This is a genomic window from Streptomyces sp. NPDC028711 (assembly GCF_055565415.1).
This window is the reverse complement of the sequence record NZ_JBVHUJ010000004.1, coordinates 626,008-647,267: the sequence shown is the minus strand read 5'-3', so window position 1 is coordinate 647,267 and position 21,260 is coordinate 626,008. Positions and strand designations below refer to the sequence as shown.

The window sequence follows — 21,260 nt, the reverse complement described above, 5'->3', positions numbered from 1 at the left end:
GGTGGTGCGCTGCTGTGGGGGAATGGCAGGAGCATGACAAGGCGACGCGAGGCTCTGCGCCAGTCCCGGACATCCGGCTGCCGAGCGAAAGATTGGCGGATCCATAGGAATCACACAAGAGTCGTGCCGACCCCGCAACGACCGCGCCACACGGCTGACATGCTGGAGGTCATGACCGCCTACGTGTGCCCCCGGTGCCGGATCCAGTCGCCCACGGACGCGCTCACCTGGCGTTGTCCCCGATGCGGCGGCCCCTGGGACCTGGAGTTCGTGAGTGCGCCGGTTTCCCTCCCGTCACTCGCGTCACGCGGAAATTCATTGTGGCGTTACGAGGAAGCTCTGCCTCCGATGCCGTACGCACCGGAGGTGACGCTAGGAGAGGGCCGTACGCCGCTCGTACCACTCGCACCGCTCACGAAGGCGGATGCGAAACCGGCGACAGAGACGCCGGCTGCGCCTGGCGAAGGGTCGGTTTCGGCCAAGCTCGACTTCCTCATGCCGACGCTCTCCTTCAAGGACCGCGGCGCGGTGATGCTCGCCGCCCACGCCCTCCGCCTCGCACGGGCCGGCCGCCTCGACCGGGTCGTCGCCGACAGCAGCGGGAACGCGGGCACGGCCGTCGCCGCGTACGGCGCGCGGGCCGGGCTCGACTGCCTCGTGTACGTCCCCGAGGGCACGTCCCCGAAGAAGCTGGAGCAGATCCGGGCGCACGGCGCCCGGGTCGTCGAGGTGCCGGGAGACCGCGAGGCGACGGCCCGCGCGGCACGGGCGGCGGCCGACGAGCCCGGCACCTTCTACGCCTCCCACGTCTACAACCCGTACTTCCTGCACGGCACCAAGACCTATGTGTACGAGCTCTGGGAGGAGCTCGGCGGCCGGCTGCCCGACACGATCGTCGTCCCCGTCGGCAACGGCACCCTGCTCCTCGGCGCCGCCCTCGCCCTCGACGAACTCCACCGCCACGGGCTCACGGACACCCGGCCGGTGCTCGTCGCCGTCCAGGCGGAAGCCGTGTCCCCGCTGGCCGCGGCCTTCCACGCGGGCGGGGAGGAGCTCGGCCCGCCCGCCCCCGCCCGCCCCACCCTCGCCGAGGGCATCGCGATCCCGGCCCCGCCCCGCGCCCGCCAGATCCTGCGGGCGGTACGCGCGACCGGCGGCACCTTCCTGACGGTGACGGAGGACCAGATCCGGTCCGCCCAGCGGGACCTGGCCCGCCGCGGCCTCTTCGTCGAGTCCACCGGCGTGGCCTGCTGGGCGGCGGTCCGGGAGGCGCCGCCGCGCCCCGGCCTCACCGTGGTGCCGCTCTGCGGGGCGGGGGCGAAGACGGGCCTGGCCCCCGCACCGCACGGCCCTCAGTCCGTCCAGTAGGTGTCGTGCTTCACGAAGAAGGCGGTGCGCTCCTCGTCCGTCATCGTCGCGACGGTCGACACCTTCTCGAAGTACTCCTCGCGGGGCGCCCCCGGCGCGAAGAGGATCAGGAACGACGCCGGCTCGTCGGAGTCGTTGCGGAAGGCGTGCAGCCCGCCGGTGGGCACGTAGAGGAAGTCGCCCTTGGTCGCGTCGATCCAGCGGTCTCCGTCGTAGAGCCGGAGGGTCCCGTCGAGGACGAAGAAGGTCTCCGATATCCCCCGATGGAAGTGGGTGGAAGGTCCGCCCGCCTTCGGGGTCATGTCGACGCGGTAGAGCCCGAACTCTCCGCCCGTGGAGGCGGTGGTGGCCAGGTAGTGCGTCTCCGTCCCGTTCTTCGCGGTGAGGTCGGCGGGCGCTCCGGCAGGCCGGAAGGAGGCGGTGATCTCGCCGGTCTCGCCGTGGTAGCGGGGCTCGGGGTAGGACATGGGGAACTCCGTCTCGTCACCGGTCAGCAGCTCTGACAGTCAATCAGGCGGTACTGACAGCGGGAGATTCGGGCGCCGACGTACGCCTAGGGGCGCGGACGCCGAGGGGCGCGAACGCCGAAGGGCGCGGCTTCGTGGCCGGAACCGATCCCGTCCCCGAAGCCGCACCCTCACGCCCCGTGTGACCCGCGCACCCCGGACGGATCAGAACTCGTCGGCCCCGTTGCGGAGCTCGTACGTCCAGTAGCCCGTCTTCGCGACGGCCTCGTCGACCGCGAGGCCGCCCGCGGGCGCCTTGACGACGATGCTGCCCTCGGCCGGGCCGTCGGCGGCGAAGAGGTTCACGTTGAACGCCTTCACGACCTTGTTGTCCTCGTGGACGCCTCCGAGCGAGACACGCACGTTGGCGTACGCGGGCGCGCCCGGCTTCACGACGATCGGGCCGGCCGGCTTGCTCTTCGCGACGGCCGGGATGTCCTTGGCGGTCTGGATCGGGCCGAAGGCGATCAGCGGGTACTTCAGGAGGGTGCAGGAGCGGCCGGAGACATTGGTGGCGGTGAGGACGACGTGCTCGGTCGGGACCTCGTCCGCCTTCGCCACCGTGATCTTGACGTCGCCGTGGGCGCAGGCCGGTGCCGTGGCGGAGCTCTTGCCGCCGGTGGTGGAGCCGCCGGCCGTGGAGCCGGAGGTCGACCCGGCCGAGGAGCCGGACGTGGAGCCGGCCTTGGAGCCGGTCGTTCCGGTGCCTCCGGCCGTCGAGCCGCCGGTGGAGCCCGAGCCGCTCTTCGCCGCGGTCTGGTCCGCCGAGCCCTCGGCGGCACCGCTGTCGGCCCCGCCCTTGCCCGCCGCCTGCGAGGAGCTCGCGCTTCCCGCGTCCTGGGCACCGGTGTCACCGCCGCCGCAGGCGGTAAGACCCAGCGAGAGGGCGGCGATGGCGGCGGCGGCCAGGACAGTGGACTTGTGGGTACGCATGATGGTTCTCCCCCGTGAGAAGCCGTGGGCGCGGTCGGCGCCTCTGGCTCGTCTGGTCAGTGCACGTACTCCGTGCAGTCATCAGACTCCCGCCTCGCGCTGCCGTCCCGCTTGCGTACCGCTAACGATCCGCTGACAGGCGCGAGAGGCGGGCCGCCGCCCGCGCCGAACCCTCCGGGTAACCGGCCGCGTCGGCCGCGACGATCGCGCGTTCCAGCTGGTCGGTGGCCTCCTCCAGGCGGCCGATACCGGCCAGCGCCTCACCCCTGACGATCTGCAGCTGCGCCTGGACGACCACCGCGTCGGGAGCGACGAGTTCCCCGGCGCGAAGGGTGTGGGCGAGCGCCGACTCGTAGTCCCCCGCCTTCAGACAGTGCCCCGCCAGATGCTGGAGGGTCAGCGCCTGCGTGGAGGGATGACCCGTGCGGTCGGCGAGCGAGACCGCGTGGATCATGAGCAGTCCCGCGCGCTCGTGCTCCCCCGTGGCGTCGAGGACGGCGGCGTAGTTGACGTAGGCGATGGCCTCGCTGATCGTGTCGCCCGCCCGCGCCGCGAGGCCGGGCGCCTTCTCCAGATGGACCAGAGCCTCGGCGTCCCGGCCCTCCTCGTGCAGGATCCAGCCGAGCAGCGCCCGTCCCCGCGACTGGGCGTCGAGATCACCCACGTATTCGGCCGAGGCGAGCCCCGCCTCCAGGAGCGGCGTCCAGCCGTCCCCGATGCGCATCAGCATCAGCGGCCACTGGACCAGGGCGAGCCGCCACGCCCGGTCGTGCAGGCCGAGAGCCGCCGCGGCGGTCACCGCGCCCTCCAGGGCGGCGCGCTCCGCCACGTACCAGTCGAGGGCCGCCGTCCGGTCCTCGAACTCCCGTGTCGCCGCCGGCCGGCGGGCGTCGGCGGGCAGCGAGTAGCAGGGCTGGGAGCCGGGTTCCGCGGCGGCATCGGCCGCGAGGCCCGTATAGAGGTAGTGGTCGAGGAGGCGCGGCAGGCCCTCCGGATCGGCTTCCGGCGCGAGGTGACGGGCGTAGAGCCGTACCAGATCGTGCGGCGTCCAGCGGCCGGGGACGGCCTCGGTGAGGAGATGCGCCGCGGCGAGCCGGTCCAGATCGGCGGAGGCCTGCGCGGGAGACGTCCCGATGAGCGCGCCCGCCGCGAACCGGTCCAGATCGGAGCCGGTGTGCAGGCCGATCGCGCGGAACAGCCGGGCCGCCGACTCGGGCAGCTGCTGCACCGTGAGCCGGAGCGCGGCGGAGACGCCCCGGTCCTCGACGTCGAGGAGCATCAGCCGGCTCTGCTCGTCGGCGAGTTCGCCGACCATCGCGTCGAGCGTCCACCCCGGCCGCTCGGCGAGGCGGGCCGCCGTGACGCGCAGCGCCAGCGGCAGGCCGTCGCAGAGCCCCGCGAGCCGCGCCACGGCACACGGCTCGGCGGCGACCCGCGTCTCGCCGAGGACGGTGGTGAGCAGAGCCGCCGCGTCGGCAGGGGGCAGGTGCCCGAGCGGCACCGGCCGGGCCGCGTCGGAGGCGATGAGGCCACCGAGCCGGTCGCGGCTGGTGACGAGCGTCGTGCAGTGGTCACCGCCGGGCAGCAGCGGCCTGACCTGCTCGGAGGAGCGGGCGTTGTCGAGGACCACCAACAGCCGGCGGCCGCCGGTCAGGGAACGGAACAGCGCGCCCCGCGCCTCCACGGCCTCCGGAATCCGCTGCGGCTGCACACCGAGCGCGAGGAGGAACTCGCGCAGGACGGCGGCGGTCTCGGGCGCCGGGGTGTCACTGAAGCCGCGCAGATCGGCGAAAAGCCGCCCGTCGGGGAAGTCGGTGCGCCGCTCGTACGCCCAGTGCACCGCGAAGGCCGTCTTGCCGACGCCGGCCGGACCGGTGACGAGACAGACGGGGCCGTCCCCGACCAGGGCCGCCCGGTCGAGCGCGGCCAGCTCGGCACCGCGCCCGGTGAACCCGCGCGGCGCCCGCGGCAGCCCCTCCGGTGCGGGAACCTGGGCGGCCGGGACGGCGGGGCGGGGCACGGAGACCGGTCCGGCGGAGCGGAGCAGCGTCGCGTACGCCTCGCTCAGCGTCTCCCCGGGGTCGACGCCCAGCTCCTCGGCGAGCAGCCGACGGGTGCGGTGGTACCAGTCGATCGCGTCCGACTGACGCCCCGAACGGCCGAGGGCCAGCATCAGCGCGGCCGCGAGGGACTCCCGCAGCGGATGCGCGACGGCCTCGGTCCGCAGGACGGCGGCGGCCCGGCCGTGCTCGCCGAGTTCCCCGTACGCCTCCGCCAACGCCTCCACCGAGGCGAGCCGCAGCTCCTCGAGCCCCCCGGCCGCCGCCTCGAGCGGGCGGCTGTGCACGGTTCCGGTGAGCGCGGGCCCCTGCCAGTACGACAGCGCCTCCCGCAGCATCCGCACCGTGTCGGCGGGCCGCCGCTGCACCTGCGCGAGCCCCACGAGCTCCTCGAAGCGGTGCGCGTCCACCAGCGACTCGGGCATCCGCAGCACGTACGCCGAACCCTGGGTGGCCAGCTCGACCCCGTACGCCTCCGCCCCGTGCTCGGCGAGCAGCGCCCGCAGCCGCGAGACGTGCCCCTGGAGCACGGTCTTGGCATGCGTGGGCGGCTCCTCCTCCCACAGCGCGTCGATCAACTGACCGACGTTCACGGCACTGTTGGGCCGCAGCAAGAGCATGACCAGGAGACTGGACCGCTTGGCGGGCCCCAAGGCTACGTCCCCGTCCTCCGTCACCAGCGCGACGGAGCCGAGCAGCCGGAACTCCACCTGTATACCTCCGGATCCCTCTCCCCCATTTCCCCAGCAGTCGAGGATACGTGGGGTGAGGGGGTCGCCCGCCCGCGGCAATTCCCGATCCCGCCCTCACTGTCCGAAACACGGGGTCGAGAAAGGGACCGACCCCCGTAGGAGCCGGCCCCTTCTGATGTATACGGTCTCCTACACGGACTCCGGCAGCGCACGGCCGACTTCCGTGACGCTCAGCACGTTGATGAGTTTGTCGAGTTGCCTGGTCACCTGCTCCAGCGGTGTGTCGTCCGCGTCGACCACGAGGGTGACCCGGGAGAAGCCGTCCCCCTCGGCCGGGACGACGGCGAGGGAGTCGATGTTGAAGCCGCGCCGGCTGAAGAGGGCGGTGACCCGGGTGAGCGCGCTGGGCTTGTCCTCGACGAGGACCGACAAGGTGTGCTTGCTCATGAGTCGTCGCTCTCCCACCTCGGAGTCATGTCCCGGGCGATCTTGATGTCGTCATTGCTGGTCCCGGCGGGGACCATGGGCCAGACCATGGCGTCCTCGTGGACCACGAAGTCGATGACCACCGGCACGTCGTTGATCTCCATTGCCTTGGCGATCGTGTCGTCCACGTCCTCGGGCCGTGTGCACCGCAGACTGACGCAGCCGTAGGCTTCCGCCAGCTTCACGAAGTCGGGGACGCGCTGGGCCGTCTTCAGATCGGAGTGGGAGTACCGCTGGTCGTAGAAGAGCGACTGCCACTGGCGGATCATGCCGAGGTTGCCGTTGTTGATGACCGCGACCTTGATCGGCACACCTTCGATCGTGCAGGTGGCCAGCTCCTGATTGGTCATCTGGAAGCAGCCGTCTCCGTCGATCGCCCACACCACCGTGTCCGGCCGCCCCATCTTGGCGCCCATCGCGGCGGGCACGGCGAAACCCATCGTGCCCAGGCCGCCTGAGGTGATGAAGGCGCCGGGCTTCTCGAAGCCGATGAAATGGGACGCCCACATCTGGTGCTGGCCGACGCCGGCCACGTAGAGGGCGTCCGGCCCGACGAGGGAGCTGAGCCTTTCCAGGACATATTGCGGAGCCAGCGAGCCGTCCGCGAAGTCCTCGTACCCCAGCGGGTAGGTCTCCTTCAGCCTGTCGAGCAGCGCACGCCACTCGGCGTAGTCACCGGGGCGGTCGATCGCGTGGACGAGGGCGCCGATGACCTCCTTGCAGTCACCCACGATCGGTACGTCCGCCGCCCGGTTCTTGGAGATCTCCGCCGGGTCGATGTCCGCGTGGATGACCTTGGCCCGTGGTGCGAACGACGACAGCTGCCCGGTGACCCGGTCGTCGAACCGCACGCCCAGGGCAATGAGCAGGTCTGCCTTCTGCAGTGCGCCCACCGCCGAGACGCTGCCGTGCATGCCGGGCATCCCCATGTGGAGCGGGTGGCGGTCGGGGAAGGTGCCCCTGGCCATCAGCGTGGTGACGACCGGAATACCGGTCAGCTCTGCCAGGCGGAGCAGTTCCGCAGAGGCGCGGGCCTTGTGCACGCCGCCGCCGACGTACAGCACCGGGCACTCGGCCTCGGAGATCAGCTTGGCCGCTTCCTGGATCTGTTTGGCGTGCGGCCGGGTGACCGGGCGGTAGCCCGGCAGGCGCGTCGTCGGCTCCCAGTGGAATGCGGTGCCGGCCTGCAACGCGTCCTTGGTGATGTCGACCAGTACCGGACCGGGACGGCCGCTGGAGGCGATGTGGAAGGCTTCCGCGATGGTGCGCGCGATGTCGTCGGGGTCGGTCACCAGGAAGTTGTGCTTGGTGATGGGAAGCGTGATGCCGCAGATGTCGGCTTCCTGGAAGGCGTCCGTGCCGATCATGCCGCTCGGCACCTGACCGGTGATGGCGACCATCGGGACGGAGTCCATGTACGCGTCGGCGATCGGAGTGACCAGATTGGTGGCGCCCGGGCCGGAGGTGGCCATGCAGACGCCTACCTTGCCGGTGGCCTGTGCGTACCCTTCCGCGGCGTGTCCGGCGCCCTGCTCGTGCCGAACCAGTACGTGGCGGATCTTGGTTGAGTCGTAGAGCGGATCGTAGGCGGGGAGGATATGGCCGCCCGGATATCCGAACACGGTGTCGACTCCGACGTGCTCCAAAGCCCTGACCAGAGCTTGAGCACCTGTCATCTGTTCGGTCATCTGCTCGTTCCTATTGGCTTGGCTCGAACGCTGGGCGTGCCTGCTGACCCGAGTCGGATGAGAGGAAGACGCCCGTTCGCAAGACTGATTCGAAGGGCAGCGCGCAGAATTCAGCAGTCGGACGGTAAGTCCGGAAGTACTACAAGATGGCGCGCAAAGAGCGGTGTCGGGTGACGACTACGCGCTCGGCGGCTCCGAGGGACCAGAACTCTCGTCGGAGCAGAGCGAATCCGTTCGTGACGGCTCAAGCAAGTTCTCGCGGTAAACCACGGGAATGCGAGGCATCAGCCTATCTTCCCGCTGTGTGGGGATGCCAGTCCCCCGGGCTCTGGGGCACCGTCGGCGGGGTTCGCCGGCCGCGGTGACGATGGGGCGGAAACCTCCGAATCACCCAGCCGGCGCGGGACGCCGGGGCATCAGCTCCGTCAGATAGTAAAGGCCGGCCAGCAACGGGAAGGCGATACCGCACCAGGCGATACCCGCCCACCCGTACGACGCGTACACCGAACTGGCCACGGCGGACCCGACCGCGCCTCCGATGAAGAAGATCGCCATGTAGAGGCCGTTCAGTCGACTGCGTACCTCCGCCCCCAGCGAGAAGATCGCACGCTGCCCCAGCACCAGGTTGCACGAAATCCCCACGTCAAGCAGGAGCGCCGCGACGAAGAGGGCCGCGACGACGTGCCCGCCACTGGCGAACACCAGAAGGAAACAGGCCACGACAGTCAGGATCGCGAAGCCCGTCGCGGGTTTCGTCAGACCGCGGTCGGCGATACGGCCCGCAACCGGCGCGACAAAGGCCCCGAGCACCGCCGCCAGGGAGAACAGGGCGATTCCGCCCTGGCTCAGACCGCACGCCGGGCTCGCCAGGATCAGTGGCACAGCAGTCCAGAACAGACTGAACGCCCCGAACAGCATGGCGTGGTAGAACGCCCGTCGCCGCAGGATCGGCGTGCGGACGAGCAATTGCCCCATCGACCCCAACAACGCCAGGTAGGGGACGGAGGTGCTCGGCTTCCTTTCCGGAAGGACCGAACGCAGGGTGACGGCAAGCACCAGCATCAGGCCGGCGGAGATGGCGAATACCGCACGCCAGCCGAGCAGATCTGTCGTCATGCTGGCCACAGGGCGCGCGAGCAGGATTCCCATCAGCAAGCCGCTCATGACGTTGCCGACGACCTGTCCACGGCTTTCTTCCGGAGCAAGATGGGCCGCGAAGGGCACCAGCATCTGCACCACGACCGAACTCAGGCCGATGACCAGCGAAGTGGCAAGGAACAGGCCGGCGCTCGATGCGACCGACGCGCTCAGCAGCGCCGCCATGCATGCGGCCAAGGTGACCATGATGAGACGACGGTTCTCGAAGATGTCACCCAGCGGAACCAGCACGACGAGGCCGACGCCATAGCCGATCTGGGTCAGGGTCACCACAAGGCTGGAGGCGTTCGTACTCAAGCCCACATCGGGGCCGATCAACGCCACCAAGGGCTGCGCGTAATAGATGTTGGCTGCGACCGCTCCGCAGGCCAGAGCCATCAGGAAGGTCAGGCCTCGTGACATGCCGAGCTGCGCCGTTCGGCTTGTTGCACTCTCAGTGGTCATTGCTCTCTCGACAGGATAGGGAACAGACGTTCACACGGCACAGGCCTGGATGACCGAGAACTCCGGACGCGCGGACAGAACCTGAGGAGCGGAAAAGCCTGCCGCGTTCAGGAGTCGCGTGAAGTCGTCCAGTGTGCGCTCACGCCCTCCGTGCAAGACCAGCATCTGCAGGTCCAGCACCAGGTCAAGCGGATCACAATCCTTCGGAGACTCCTGCAGAACACGATCCACGACAACGAGTCGGGCGCCGGAACTCATCGCCGTGCGGCAGTTGCGAAGAATGGACTCCGCCTTCTCGTCGGGCCAGTCGTGAAGAATCCACGACAGGATGTAGATGTCTCCTCCCCTGGGTACCCCGTCGAAGAAACTACCCGCGCACGTGCTCAGTCGACCGTCCCCGGGCTCCCCGGGCAGGGCCGAAATGACGCTGGCCTGGTCGTACACGACGGCTTGCGCGTCCGGATTCCGTTCGAGAATCGCCCGCGCCAGGCTTCCGGTTCCCCCGCCGACGTCGATCACTCGTTCGCCGGGGGCCACCGTGAGTACGTCGGCGATCGCCGCGTAGCGCCCCGGATATCCGCTCGCCATATAGCGCTGATAGAGCGCTTCCTCTTCAGGGCTTCCGTTCATGTAGGAAAAGAAGTCCTGCCCGTTGACGTGCGAGAACGCTTCCTCGCCGGTACCGGCGCAATGACTCAGCGCTCCCCAGGACCGCCAGATGCCCGGCATCCCCCAGAAGCGCGCAGCCCAGTGGAGCGAGGGGCCGGCCGTGGTGGTCCTCAACAGGCGCGAGGCTTCATTGTGGCGAATTCCACCGTCCGCATCGACGTCGAATATGCCATGGGACGACAGTGCTCGGGCAAGCCTCCTCAGGACGCCTGCGTGAACCTTCAAGCGTCCGGACACAGAGGTCAGCGAGGTTCCGTCGTCGTCGACCGCATCGGGAAGTCCGACTTCGCAGGCCGCAGCAATCATTTGGGTGACCGCCATCCCGCGGATCAGCTCCTGCATCCTGCGGATGCCGCCGGCAGCGGATGCCCGGATCTCAGGACCTTCGTGCGTAACGGGCCCCGCCTGAAAAGACGTCTGGATAGTCATACGCACCTCTTCTACTTGTTCATCGCCATGTCTGGACGGGCCGCCGAGGCCTGCTCACCTCCGGAGCGCATCAGCCCCTCCCGATCGCACCGCCCGTCCGAACCCCGCCCGAGAATCTCGCGCAAGGCTGCCCGCAGCGAGTCCACGGCCGCAGAGGAGTCCGCCTTGCGCCAGGCGATAAACGCATCCGGACGCACCAGCAGACAGCCGTCTTCCGGCATTTCCGTAACGCTTGCCCAATCGCCGTAGAGATCCTGCAGGGCGTGTCCGGGGCCGATGACATGCGCAGCGATCTCGATGTTCAGCTCGTCCGAAAGACGCTTGGCGGCCTGGAGCCAGATCTCCCCGTTCAGCCCCGTCAGCAAGGTGAACCTTCCCTTGCCCACCACGTCCAGGCTCGAGACCTGCGTACCCTGCCGGTCGAGCCACGCATGCGGCAGACGGGCGCCGGGCCGGCTGGACGCCTGGTAGTACAGCTCGGGATCGCGCTGCCATGCGGGCTGCGCGGTACCGTCCGAGCAGACGGCATGTGACGCATAACGCTGATTGAGTTCGACGCCTTGCGTTGCGAACTCATACGATTTGAGCTCGATGGCCTCGCGCAACATCTTCCGCTTTTCGGCGCCCGCTGCGGAGGCCTCCTTCAGGACGGACATATTGACACGCATCTGCTCCGCATCCAGGTTCGCGTCGAGGCCGAGAGCGGAAAAGATGGCTCCGAACTGCTCGATGCTCTTGTTCGCGCGTTCGACTATCTGCTTGCCTATCGGCACGCGTTCTTGGTCATAAGTGTTCAGGAGTCGGTCCGACGCCTGGCCCTTCAGGACCATCGCCATTTTCCACGCCAGGTTATAGGCGTCCTGAATCGACGTGTTCGAGCCCAAGCCGTTCGACGGTGGATGACGATGCACCGCATCGCCCATACAGAACACCCGTCCTCGGGAGTACTGGGTGGCGTACTTCTGGTTCACTGTCCACGTCGAGACCGAGCGTATGGTGATGTCCACTGAATCGTCGCCGATCAGTTGACGGGCGATGCCGACTGCATCGATTTCAGAGACATCGGGCTCGCCTGCGCTCATGTCGTAGCCCCACACGATCTGCCACTCGTTCCACGGCCTGACCATGCGGAGGAGGCCCATGCCGATGCCCCCGACGTTGGCGCCCGGCTGCATGATCCACCAGAGATAACCGGGACGGTGTGCCACGAGGTGGGAGAGATCCGCGTGCAGAATGATGCTGATACTGCCGGCGAGCCCCATGTGGCCTTCCATCGGCAGGCCGATCTGCTCCGCTACGACACTGTTGCCGCCGTCCGCCCCGATCAGGTACTTGGCCCGGATCTCGTAACGCTCGCGCTTCAGCCTGTCCAGCACCTGCGCGGTGACACCGTGCTCGTCCTGGTCGAGCCGCAGGAATTGCGTGTCGAATCGGACATGACTGCCGCGCGCAGCAGCGTTGGACAGCAAGATGGGTTCGAGGAGGGTCTGCGGCAGGTCGCAATGTTCGGCCGGGCTGGCCAACGCGTAATCGCTCTGCCGTTGTGCCCTGTTGGCACCGTAGGGCAGTCGCCCCAGTTCCTCGCCCACCAGACCGGTGCAGAAGACGACATTGCCCATGACTTCTTTCGGCGAGGCCTTGGCAAGGATCTCGTCCGCCACGTCCAGGTCTCGGAAGACCTCCATGGTGCGTTGGTTCTTGTAGTGCGCACGCGGAGTGTCGGCGAGCCAGCGATGTTTCGTGATCACGAGGTTCTCGATGCCGTACGTGCTCAGCATCAACCCCGCGGATGACCCCGCCGGACCGCTCCCGACGATCAGGACGTCAGTGTCGTACACGTGGAATGTCTCCTGAATTCATGTAGATCAACGTTCATCGCGTCATAGCTGAAAACCCAGGCCGGGTCTTCGGCATCCTTGAGCCACGAGTTCTCGGCGGACACGGCCTGGATCCGAGCGGTACGTTGCTTGCGGCTCTCGGCGTAACGCCAGAACGCGGCCTCGATCTCGTCCTCGACTTCCAGGCACCGCAGCAGCAGCACGCCGTCCTCGATGGCCATGGCCGCCCCTTGCGCCATGTGCGGCCTCATGGGATGACAGGCGTCGCCGAGGAGCGCGATTCGCCCTCGCCCCCATTGCTGCAACGGCGGGCGCTCGAAGAGCGGCCATTTGGTCAAGGACCGAGCCGCGTTGAGCAGGCTGAGGACTTCATCGCAAGAGCCGGTGAAAGCGTCCAGCATCTCGTCTCTGTCGCCGTCGACCCAGGACCGCGTATGCGTCCACGTGTCAGCCGCCGCGCCGGCGACGAAGTAGTAGTCATCGCTCCGGGAGTCGGTCGGGTAGCCGATGACAAAACTCTCGTCGGCCCACCACTTGGTGATGCACCGTCTGTCGACAGGGACTCGGGTGTGCGCGGGCACCGTCGCCCGGTACGCGATCTGGCCGGAGAAACCTGGGCGTTCGGCGCCGTGCATCACTTCACGGACCTGGGACCCCAGACCGTCGGCACCGATGACGCAGGAGGCTTCGGCGGTGCTTCCATCGGCGAAGTGCATCCGCACCTCCGTGCCGCGATCGTCGAGCGAAACCAGTCGCTTGTCGTACCGCACGCTGCCCGGCCGCAGGGCGCCGATCAGCTCTCGATGGAGAACGCCGCGACCGACGGTGAGATAGGGAGCTCCGTACCTCTCCATCGCCTGGTCACCGAGCGACAATGCGTACCTGACGGAATTCGTTGCCAGGTTCCGGCTGGTAAATGATTCGGGCCGGTATCCCGACCTGACGAGTGCGTCATCGATCCCCACATGGCCCAGGATGCGCATCACGTTGGGCGACAGATGGATCCCGGCACCGGCGGGCTCGAACCCGCATGCCTGCTCGAATACCGCCACGGAATAACCGGCCTGCTGCAGCAACACGGCCGTCGCGGCTCCGCCCAATCCACCGCCGACGATGGCAATTGAGGTCTTGTCGTCGATGCCCATGAGACTACGCCTGCGCCTCGATTTCATCATGGAACAGGTTGAGGAGTCTCGCGCGACTGTCGCTCGGCAACCAGTCGGGCCTGTCCTCCACGACGTCCTTGACGAAGTCCCAGAAGTCCGCGCTCTGATTGATGCCGTAGTCGCGAGCCATGGAAACAAGACGAATACGGGACAGGAAGTCCGGCTCCGTGATGTCCTGCTTGCTGGTCACGACCTTGCCCGCGTTCATGAAATACGGAAGGATGGAACTCTCCGGCGTGTCCGGCGACCAGACCAACCACATCTCCTGGTCGGTATGTGTCGTATTGACGAAACCATGCGTGTAGTTGCGTGGAACGTAGAGCAGTTCTTTCGGACGCATCGGCAGCATGACGACCGTTTCCTTGTCGGCACCATCGCCCGGCGTGATGTCCAGGTCAGGAAATTCGTTGGGCCCCATGAAGATGCTGAATCCGCCGTTCGGCGCATAGAACCATTCATCGGTACGGTGATGGATGTGCGGCGGCGGGCCGACGTGCGGCGGCACCGTCAGCTTGGAGAACAGGAACTTGCCGCCGTTGCTCTCACCGGTCTGCACGAAGTTGAAGACCTCGCCCGCCGGTCCGAGTACCAACGGCTTCTCCGGGCCGGGTGCGATCTCCGGGAAGTCGAATATTTCATATTCGGTGCTCATGGAACTGCCTTCCTTCTCGGGGAGCCGACAACATGGCCGCCGACGTGACGTCGCGCAAGGCGGTCATACCTTGTCGCGCCAGCGGCGCAGGGGGTCGCGCCTTGTAATGGTCATTGAATATCTCAAGCGAAATCGGGCCGTCATAACCGTTGGCCAGCGCAGGCGCCAGGAAAGCGGCTACATCGAAATCTCCCTCACCCGGCAGGCAGCGGTGATGCCGGCTCCAGGACTTCACATCCAGATCCATGCGGGGAGCATCCGACACCTGGATCAGCGCGATGCGATCGGGCGGCACGGCGGACAGATCCTCGAAATGGTCGTTCAGGGCCAGGGTGTGAAAGCTGTCAAGGACCAGACCCACATTTTCGGCGCCGGAACGCTCGATCATCCTCCAGGCCTGACGGAACGTATTGACCCGTAGCCCCCAGGACAGCGCCTCGTAACCGATCGAAAACCCTCTGGCTGCGGCCCTTTCGCCCAGGAGCGCCAGGTCATCGGCGACTGCGTCGTCGTCGAGATCCGAAACGTCGCTTACGTTGCTGCACAGGATCAGCGTGCTCGTCCTCAACTGCTCCATACAGTCGAAGATTCGCTCGATCCGGTCCAGCTTGGGCGCCAGCTGGTCCCTGGGCCCGCCTTCGAAATCCCTGAGCGGCTGATAATTGATGATTTCCAGGCCGAGGTCTTCCGCCATGGCTCGGGCGATGGGCACCGAGGATCCCTGCAGGTCCCATTCCATCAATTCGATACCAGTGAAGCCGGCGTCAGCGATTGCTTCCAATTTATCCGGCAGCGAGCCACCCAGGGTGACCGTACCGATATGGTAATCCACTTCGCTTACTCCCGATCGTGAAACGGCACGTCACAGTGCAGATCGATAGCTGCTTTCGCAGTCGGCAGGCAGCTACATCGAAACCGGGATCGCCCAGTCGGCGGGAATGCGGTGAACGTGTTCCCACTGCCCGGGTCGAGCAGTCCAAACCAGCCTGAATCCAGCGGCGGTGTTCCGGCGCGCGGTTTCAGGCGGCCCTTGGCAGATCGGCAGTCACACGCCGAGCATTTTTGATGCCGGCCACTTATGACTCTCTCCTGCTTCCTCGGTCGACCCATACGATGTCAACCAGGAGCGGCGGGCAGGCGGAACTGCACCCAAGGATGCACCGGGCCCACGAGCGCGATCAGGACGAAGGCGTGGGCGGAGACAAGGGCAGGGGCAAGGACGCGGACGGAGGCGAGGACGCGGGCCAGGTCCTGCGTACACCCTTGGATGCAGTCACGGCCCGGGACGACACGTTCCTCGTAGGCTGAACGCCGTGACAGTGACCTCCGGCAGAGTTCTCCTCCCTGAATCGCGGCCTCGTGTTTCACTTTCCCGCGGCCTCCGCTACGCGCGCCTGAGTCTGGTCGAGGCACGGCCTGTGGTTCAGATCGTGTTCCTCACGCGGTTCACGGTGGGCGCTGCCTTCGTCTCCCAGGATCTGGCCGACGGACCTCACCTGGCCGCCGGGGCCCTCGTCTGGTGGCTGGCCGTGGTGGCCGCCTACCTCGTCAACGGTGTGCTGGACGTCAAGGAGGACCGCGCCAACGGGTCCACCCGTCCGATAGCCCGCGGCGATCTGCCGGAGCGGACGGCCGCGTTGCTCACCGCCGTCGTGGCCGCGGGGTCCCTTCTGCTGTCGCTGTACGTCGCCGGGCTCACCCTGTGGGTGGCGTTGTTCCTGCTGCTGGGCTGGCTCTATTCGGCGCCGCCGTTTCCCGCGAAACGCTGGAGCAGCACCTGCGCGGTGGTGGTGTTCGGACTCGGTTGGACCTCGTTCGCGTCGGGTGCCGTTGCCGTGGGAGGCGAACTGGGCCCTTCAGGACTGGTCTTCGCCACGGTGATGAGCGCCTGGATGGCCCTGGTGGGAGCGGTCGTCAAGGACCTCGGTGACGTCGAGGGAGACGCCGTCGGCGGGCGCCGTACCGTGGCCGTTCGCTACGGTGTCGCCCGGACCCGCGCGCTCGCGGTGGCGGGTGCTCTCCTCGTCGGAGCAGGCGGGGCGCTGGCGGCGCTGGTCTGGGCTCCGCTGACGCTGGCCGGAGCGGTGCCCCTGGCGATCGGAGCCGTCTGCATGGTGGCGCAGCTCGTCCGTACGGCCAGGGCCGCCGACGGCGACAAGAACACCCGCCGCAGTGCCTACCGCGTCTTCATGCGCACCCAGTTCGTGGCGAACGTCACCATGCTGCTCGCGCTCCTGCTGCACGGACCTGCGTGACCGTCGCGTGCGGCGGTCCGTGTGTCAGTAACGCCCGAAGGCCTTGTTGACGGCGTCGATGCGGGAGACGGCGCCCAACTTGCCGTAGATGTTGTTGAGATGCCGCTTCACGGTCGCCGTGGTGATGCCGAGCCGGCTTGCTATCTGACTGTTGGTCATCGCCTTCGCCACCCCCTCGAGCACCTCCTTCTCACGCCGGGACAACGCCAAGCCCGCCCCGGCGTGCATCGGCGCCGATTCGGAGACGCCCGCTGCGGCTGCGGTGTCGTCCTCGTTCGGCAGGGTGTCGGAGGACCGGGCGGTGGCCCCGCCATAGCCGACGGCGCCCGCGTAGAGCCGGCTTCCCGCGCTGGAGCGGAACGCCGTACTGATCAGCAACAGCGCGGGGGCCCGTCGCGCGGGCGCCTCGTGCTGCACGGCGGAGTTGATGGTCGGCTGCATGGCATTCCACAGGATCTCCACCGCACGCACCGACTCGGCGACCGCGATGCCCTGGTTGGCACGGTCGGTGCCCACGAGATGCGAGTACCGCCAGGCTTCGGCCGACTCGAGCGGGCCGTCCCCGGTCAGTCGCGCGACGCAGTCCTCCACGATCGCCTGCGCCTGGTCGCGGCACTTCGGCCACGCCTCCTTGCGCATGGCCAGGGGACTGCGGACCGACCTCAACGCCATCTGATAGGCATGGATGACGTCTGGTATCGCGTTACGCAGAAACTGCGCCGCAGCTGGGTAACGCAAAGGCCCTCCCTGCAACGGCCCTCTCGAACGCGCCGGATACACGGTTCGAGGTCGTAGCTCAGTGTGACGATGTTCGATTCGGACACGATACCGAACACCTCCAGGCCAAGCTTTGGCACCCCAGATGTGCCGTGGCACCCACGGAATCCGACCCTCCAGGCACCGAACCACGCACCACATCCCGGCACGGGAAAGACCAAGGGCCCGACCCCGCGGAGCCGGACCCTCCCTGACCTGAGCATGTACCGGTCAGCGACGTGGTGCCATGTCAACGGCTACACGTTGAAGCGGAACTCCACCACGTCGCCGTCCTGCATGACGTACTCCTTGCCCTCCATGCGGGCCTTGCCGGCCGCGCGGGCTTCGGCTACCGAGCCCGTTTCCACGAGGTCGGCGAAGGAGATGACCTCGGCCTTGATGAAGCCCTTCTGGAAGTCGGTGTGGATGACACCGGCCGCCTCGGGGGCCGTCGCGCCCTGCTTGATCGTCCAGGCGCGGGATTCCTTGGGGCCGGCCGTCAGGTAGGTCTGGAGGCCGAGGGTGGCGAAGCCGACGCGGGCGAGGGTGGCAAGGCCGGGCTCTTCGGCGCCGACGGACTGGAGGAGCTCCATGGCGTCCTCCTCGTCCAGCTCGGCGAGGTCCTGCTCCAGCTTCGCGTTGAGGAAGATCGCCTCCGCCGGGGCGACGAGCGCGCTCTGCTCCGCCTTGAAGGCGTCGTCCGTCAGCTCGTCCTCGTCCACGTTGAACACGTAGAGGAAGGGCTTGGTGGTGAGGAGGTGCAGGTCGTGGAGGAGCTCCGCCTTCTCCGAGCCCTGCACGATGCCCTGCGAGAAGAGAGTGTCGCCCTTCTCCAGGATCGCCTGCGCGGCCTCGACCGCCGCCACCTTGGGCGCCGTGTCCTTCTTGATCCGCATCTCCTTCTGGAGGCGCGGGAGGACCTTCTCGATCGTCTGGAGGTCCGCGAGGATCAGCTCCGTGTTGATCGTCTCGATGTCGTCCTTCGGCGAGACCTTGCCGTCGACGTGGACGACGTTCTCGTCCTTGAAGGCGCGGATGACCTGGCAGATCGCGTCCGACTCGCGGATGTTCGCGAGGAACTTGTTGCCGAGGCCCTCGCCCTCGCTCGCTCCGCGCACGATGCCCGCGATGTCGACGAAGTCGACCGTCGCCGGGAGGACGCGCTGGGAGTTGAAGATCTCCGCGAGCTTGGTGAGACGGGCGTCGGGGACACCGACGACGCCGACGTTGGGCTCGATCGTGGCGAACGGGTAGTTGGCCGCCAGCACGTCGTTCTTGGTCAGGGCGTTGAACAGGGTCGACTTGCCGACATTCGGCAGACCGACGATTCCGATCGTGAGCGACACGGTGGCGACTTCCTGAAGTGTGGATGGGGGGGCCGATCCCCCAGTTTACGGGCGGGCCGAACCGGCCAGTGACGCCGACCTTCGGTCGTTCTCGGGGGCAAGGTCACCCAAAGGGCGTGTCCCGGACCCGGTTCCCGCCCCCTCCCGACCTACGTTGGTGGTGTGGAGCAGCACAGGACAAGTCAGCCGCAAGGCCGCCGACGGCCGCAGACCCCCGTCGCGCCGCCCGTGACGCCGCCCGGCGCGCTCGTGGAGGGTGCGGCCGTGTACCGCGTGACCGGCCGGGCCCGGCGGCTTCCCGGCGGCGCCCGGGTCGAGCGCGCCGGGGCCACGGGGCCCAGCGGCAAGACGCTCGGGCGGTCGCCCGGCGGCCGGCCCGTGCCTCCGGTCGTCCTCGCCCTCCGGCGGCTTCCCTCGCCCCGGCTCACCGGCCTCGGCGCCGGGCTCTTCGCCTCCGCCGTCATGCTGGTGCTCGGCTTCCTCGACCGGCTGCTCCTCGACGGCTCCCCGATCGTCTACGGGCTGCTGTTCCTGCCGGTCAGCGCCCTGACCGCGCTGTGGGTCCGTACCGCCGACCTCGTCACCGCCCCCATCGGCGTCCCCATCGCCTTCGCCGTCGGCGTCGTCCCCATCGCGGGTGGCACGGGCGGCCTCGGCGGCCAGGCCATGGCGGTCGTGACCGCCCTCGCCGTGCACGCCGGCTGGCTGTACGGCGGCACCCTCGTCGCCGGGCTCATCGCGAGCGTACGGAAGGTACGGGAGATGGGCCGGCGACAGCCGCCCGCCGCCCGCGTGACAGACGGCCCGGCCGCCGGGTCGAGCGGCCCCTCGTCGGTGGCCGGTGAGGGGCCCGGCGGAAGGGGCGGAGCCGGCCCCCGCCGCCGCCCGGTGGGCTGACCGCCGCACGTCACCCGGGCGTACGCCCCCGCCGCCCCCGCTCCCTCACATCGTCGCCCCCACCCCCGCCGACGCCATCCCCGCTCCCACGATCCCCGCGTTGTTCTGCAGCTCCGCCGGGACGATCTCCGCCCGGATCCCCTCGATCAGCGGAAGGAACTTGTCCGCCTTCCGGCTCACCCCGCCGCCGATGATGAACAGCTCCGGCGAGAACAGCATCTCGACGTGGGCGAGGTACTTCCGCAGGCGGCGCGTCGCCCAGTGTTCCCAGGTGAGGTCCTCGTCCTCCTTGGCCTTCGTCGACGCCCTGGTCTCCGCGTCGTGGCCCTTCAGCTCCAGGTGGCCCAGCTCCGTGTTGGGGACGAGGCGGCCGTCGACGAAGAGGGCCGAGCCGATGCCCGTGCCGAGGGTCAGCAGGATCACGGTGCCCTTGCGGCCCCGGCCCGCGCCGTAGGTCATCTCCGCGACCCCGGCCGCGTCGGCGTCGTTCAGGACGGTCACCGGGAGGCCGCCGAGGCGGTCGCTCAGGAGGGTGCCGGCGTCCACGCCGATCCATGACGGGTCGACGTTCGCCGCCGTACGGATCGTGGAGCCCGTGACCACTCCGGGGAAGGTCACCCCCACCGGTCCGGTCCAGCCGAAGTGCGCCACGACCTCCGCGACGCAGCCCGCCACACCGTCGGGTGTGGCGGGCTGCGGGGTCAGTACCTTGTGGCGCTCCTCGGTGAGCGCGCCGCGCTCCAGGTCCACGGGGGCGCCTTTGATGCCCGAGCCGCCGATGTCCACTCCGAAGACGTTCATGGACCCCACGGTAAGGGCTGTCGCGTGGAGTTACTCCTTGACCGGCGCCGCGTCGAGGAGCTTCGCCGCCTCGGCCCGCAGGTCCTTGTCGCGGAGTTCCTTGGGGAGCGAGAAGGTCAGCGACTCGTCGGCCGTCTTGACGATCTCGACGTCCGCGTAGCCCCGCTCCGAGAGCCACTCCAGGACCTCCTGCACCAGGATGTCCGGGACGGAGGCGCCGGAGGAGAGGCCGACGCTGGTCACGCCCTCCAGCCAGGCCTCGTCGATCTCGCTCGCGAAGTCGACGAGGTACGCGGCGGGGACGCCGGCCTGCTTGGCGACCTCGACCATGCGGATCGAGTTGGAGGAGTTCTTCGAGCCGACGACGATCACGAGCTCGGCCTGGCCGGCGAGCTCCTTGATCGCGGTCTGGCGGTTCTGCGTGGCGTAGCAGATGTCGTCGGACGGCGGGGAGATCAGCTGCGGGAACTTCTCCTTCAGCGCGTCGACCGTCTCCATCGTCTCGTCGACGGAGAGCGTGGTCTGGGAGAGCCAGACGACCCGGGAAGGGTCGCGGACCTCGATCTTGGCGACGTCGTCCGGGCCGTCGACCAGCTGGATGTGGTCGGGGGCCTCGCCGGAGGTGCCGATGACCTCCTCGTGGCCCTCGTGGCCGATGAGGAGGATGTCGAAGTCGTCGTTGGCGAAGCGGACGGCTTCCTTGTGGACCTTGGTGACCAGCGGGCAGGTCGCGTCGATGGTCTTCAGGCGGCCCTGGCGGGCCTCCTCGTGGACGGCCGGGGCGACGCCGTGGGCGGAGAACATCACGATGTTCCCCGGCGGGACCTCGGTCGCCTGGTCGACGAAGATCGCGCCCTTCCGCTCCAGGGTCTGGACGACGTACTTGTTGTGGACGATCTCGTGCCGGACGTAGATCGGCGCCCCGTACTGCTCCAGGGCCTTCTCCACGGCGATCACGGCACGGTCCACGCCCGCGCAGTAGCCGCGCGGGGCGGCGAGCAGGACACGCTTCGGACGGTTCGTCGCGGGGGCGGACTCGGGCGTCGGCGCGGGCATCGCAGTCATGCGTCCCATCGTAAGGCCGCGTCGGTGAGGGGTTTGATCGGTGCCGTGGCC

General features: G+C 68.3%; 17 protein-coding genes and 1 pseudogene. 3 read left to right on the top strand and 15 right to left on the bottom strand.

What is annotated here, in order from left to right:
* Nucleotides 1-159: 159 nt before the first annotated feature.
* Nucleotides 160-1,368 carry a threonine synthase gene (locus ACZ4VK_RS17560; protein WP_468353130.1) on the top strand — a complete coding sequence of 403 codons (1,209 nt, stop codon included), beginning with the start codon at nucleotides 160-162 and terminating at the stop codon, nucleotides 1,366-1,368.
* Here the strand turns inward: ACZ4VK_RS17560 and ACZ4VK_RS17555 are convergent.
* From ACZ4VK_RS17555 to ACZ4VK_RS17505, 11 genes and pseudogenes are all read right to left on the bottom strand, one after another.
* Entirely contained in the window at nucleotides 1,353-1,835 is a 483-nt protein-coding gene (locus ACZ4VK_RS17555; RefSeq protein WP_468353128.1) for a cupin domain-containing protein, read from the bottom strand. The genes ACZ4VK_RS17560 and ACZ4VK_RS17555 overlap by 16 nt on opposite strands.
* A 204-nt stretch (nucleotides 1,836-2,039) precedes the next feature.
* Complete coding sequence (locus ACZ4VK_RS17550; protein ID WP_468353126.1) at nucleotides 2,040-2,807, bottom strand: DUF4232 domain-containing protein; 768 nt, start codon at nucleotides 2,805-2,807, stop codon at nucleotides 2,040-2,042.
* Between the two features lie 121 nt (nucleotides 2,808-2,928).
* Nucleotides 2,929-5,577: an AfsR/SARP family transcriptional regulator gene (locus ACZ4VK_RS17545; protein ID WP_468353124.1), complete on the bottom strand. Its 2,649-nt coding sequence runs from the start codon at nucleotides 5,575-5,577 to the stop codon at nucleotides 2,929-2,931.
* Nucleotides 5,578-5,775: 198 nt separating this feature from the next.
* Nucleotides 5,776-6,006, bottom strand: a pseudogene (gene ilvN / locus ACZ4VK_RS17540) (acetolactate synthase small subunit); the annotation flags it as partial.
* On the bottom strand, nucleotides 6,003-7,733 hold the full coding sequence (locus ACZ4VK_RS17535; RefSeq protein ID WP_468353122.1) for an acetolactate synthase large subunit: 1,731 nt from the start codon (nucleotides 7,731-7,733) through the stop codon (nucleotides 6,003-6,005). The pseudogene ilvN and the gene ACZ4VK_RS17535, both read right to left, overlap by 4 nt.
* Before the next feature lie 387 nt (nucleotides 7,734-8,120).
* Nucleotides 8,121-9,335, bottom strand: coding sequence for an MFS transporter (locus ACZ4VK_RS17530; protein WP_468353120.1), 1,215 nt, complete (start codon nucleotides 9,333-9,335; stop codon nucleotides 8,121-8,123).
* Nucleotides 9,336-9,365: 30 nt separating this feature from the next.
* Complete coding sequence (locus tag ACZ4VK_RS17525) at nucleotides 9,366-10,433, bottom strand: methyltransferase (protein WP_468353118.1); 1,068 nt, start codon at nucleotides 10,431-10,433, stop codon at nucleotides 9,366-9,368.
* Nucleotides 10,434-10,444: 11 nt separating this feature from the next.
* Complete coding sequence (locus ACZ4VK_RS17520) at nucleotides 10,445-12,271, bottom strand: FAD-dependent oxidoreductase (protein WP_468353116.1); 1,827 nt, start codon at nucleotides 12,269-12,271, stop codon at nucleotides 10,445-10,447.
* A complete protein-coding gene (locus tag ACZ4VK_RS17515) occupies nucleotides 12,250-13,416 on the bottom strand; it encodes an FAD-dependent monooxygenase (RefSeq protein WP_468353114.1) in 1,167 nt (388 codons plus the stop codon). The genes ACZ4VK_RS17520 and ACZ4VK_RS17515 overlap by 22 nt, the downstream gene beginning before the upstream one ends.
* 4 nt (nucleotides 13,417-13,420) lie before the next feature.
* Nucleotides 13,421-14,089 (bottom strand): cupin domain-containing protein, encoded by a 669-nt coding sequence (locus tag ACZ4VK_RS17510; RefSeq protein ID WP_468353112.1) that lies wholly within the window; start codon nucleotides 14,087-14,089, stop codon nucleotides 13,421-13,423.
* Nucleotides 14,073-14,921: a sugar phosphate isomerase/epimerase family protein gene (locus tag ACZ4VK_RS17505; RefSeq protein WP_468353110.1), complete on the bottom strand. Its 849-nt coding sequence runs from the start codon at nucleotides 14,919-14,921 to the stop codon at nucleotides 14,073-14,075. The genes ACZ4VK_RS17510 and ACZ4VK_RS17505 overlap by 17 nt, the downstream gene beginning before the upstream one ends.
* A 586-nt stretch (nucleotides 14,922-15,507) precedes the next feature.
* Between ACZ4VK_RS17505 and ACZ4VK_RS17500 the strand changes: the two genes are divergently transcribed.
* Complete coding sequence (locus ACZ4VK_RS17500) at nucleotides 15,508-16,344, top strand: UbiA prenyltransferase family protein (protein ID WP_468353108.1); 837 nt, start codon at nucleotides 15,508-15,510, stop codon at nucleotides 16,342-16,344.
* Nucleotides 16,345-16,368: 24 nt separating this feature from the next.
* Here ACZ4VK_RS17500 and ACZ4VK_RS17495 read toward each other — a convergent pair whose 3' ends face one another.
* Complete coding sequence (locus ACZ4VK_RS17495) at nucleotides 16,369-16,983, bottom strand: helix-turn-helix transcriptional regulator (RefSeq protein ID WP_468353106.1); 615 nt, start codon at nucleotides 16,981-16,983, stop codon at nucleotides 16,369-16,371.
* Nucleotides 16,984-17,357: 374 nt separating this feature from the next.
* Nucleotides 17,358-18,446 carry a redox-regulated ATPase YchF gene (gene ychF / locus ACZ4VK_RS17490; protein ID WP_468353104.1) on the bottom strand — a complete coding sequence of 363 codons (1,089 nt, stop codon included), beginning with the start codon at nucleotides 18,444-18,446 and terminating at the stop codon, nucleotides 17,358-17,360.
* A gap of 162 nt (nucleotides 18,447-18,608) precedes the next feature.
* On the opposite strand from ychF, the gene ACZ4VK_RS17485 reads away from it, so the two are divergent.
* Entirely contained in the window at nucleotides 18,609-19,343 is a 735-nt protein-coding gene (locus ACZ4VK_RS17485) for a DUF6542 domain-containing protein (RefSeq protein WP_468353102.1), read from the top strand.
* Between the two features lie 45 nt (nucleotides 19,344-19,388).
* Here the strand turns inward: ACZ4VK_RS17485 and ppgK are convergent, their stop codons facing one another.
* Together ppgK and ACZ4VK_RS17475 are read right to left on the bottom strand one after the other, a co-directional pair.
* The gene (gene ppgK, locus ACZ4VK_RS17480; RefSeq protein ID WP_468353100.1) at nucleotides 19,389-20,144 is read right to left on the bottom strand and encodes a polyphosphate--glucose phosphotransferase; all 756 of its coding nucleotides are present in this window, start codon (nucleotides 20,142-20,144) and stop codon (nucleotides 19,389-19,391) included.
* A 30-nt stretch (nucleotides 20,145-20,174) separates the two neighbouring features.
* The gene (locus ACZ4VK_RS17475) at nucleotides 20,175-21,218 is read right to left on the bottom strand and encodes a 4-hydroxy-3-methylbut-2-enyl diphosphate reductase (RefSeq protein WP_468353098.1); all 1,044 of its coding nucleotides are present in this window, start codon (nucleotides 21,216-21,218) and stop codon (nucleotides 20,175-20,177) included.
* Between the last annotated feature and the right edge of the window lie 42 nt (nucleotides 21,219-21,260).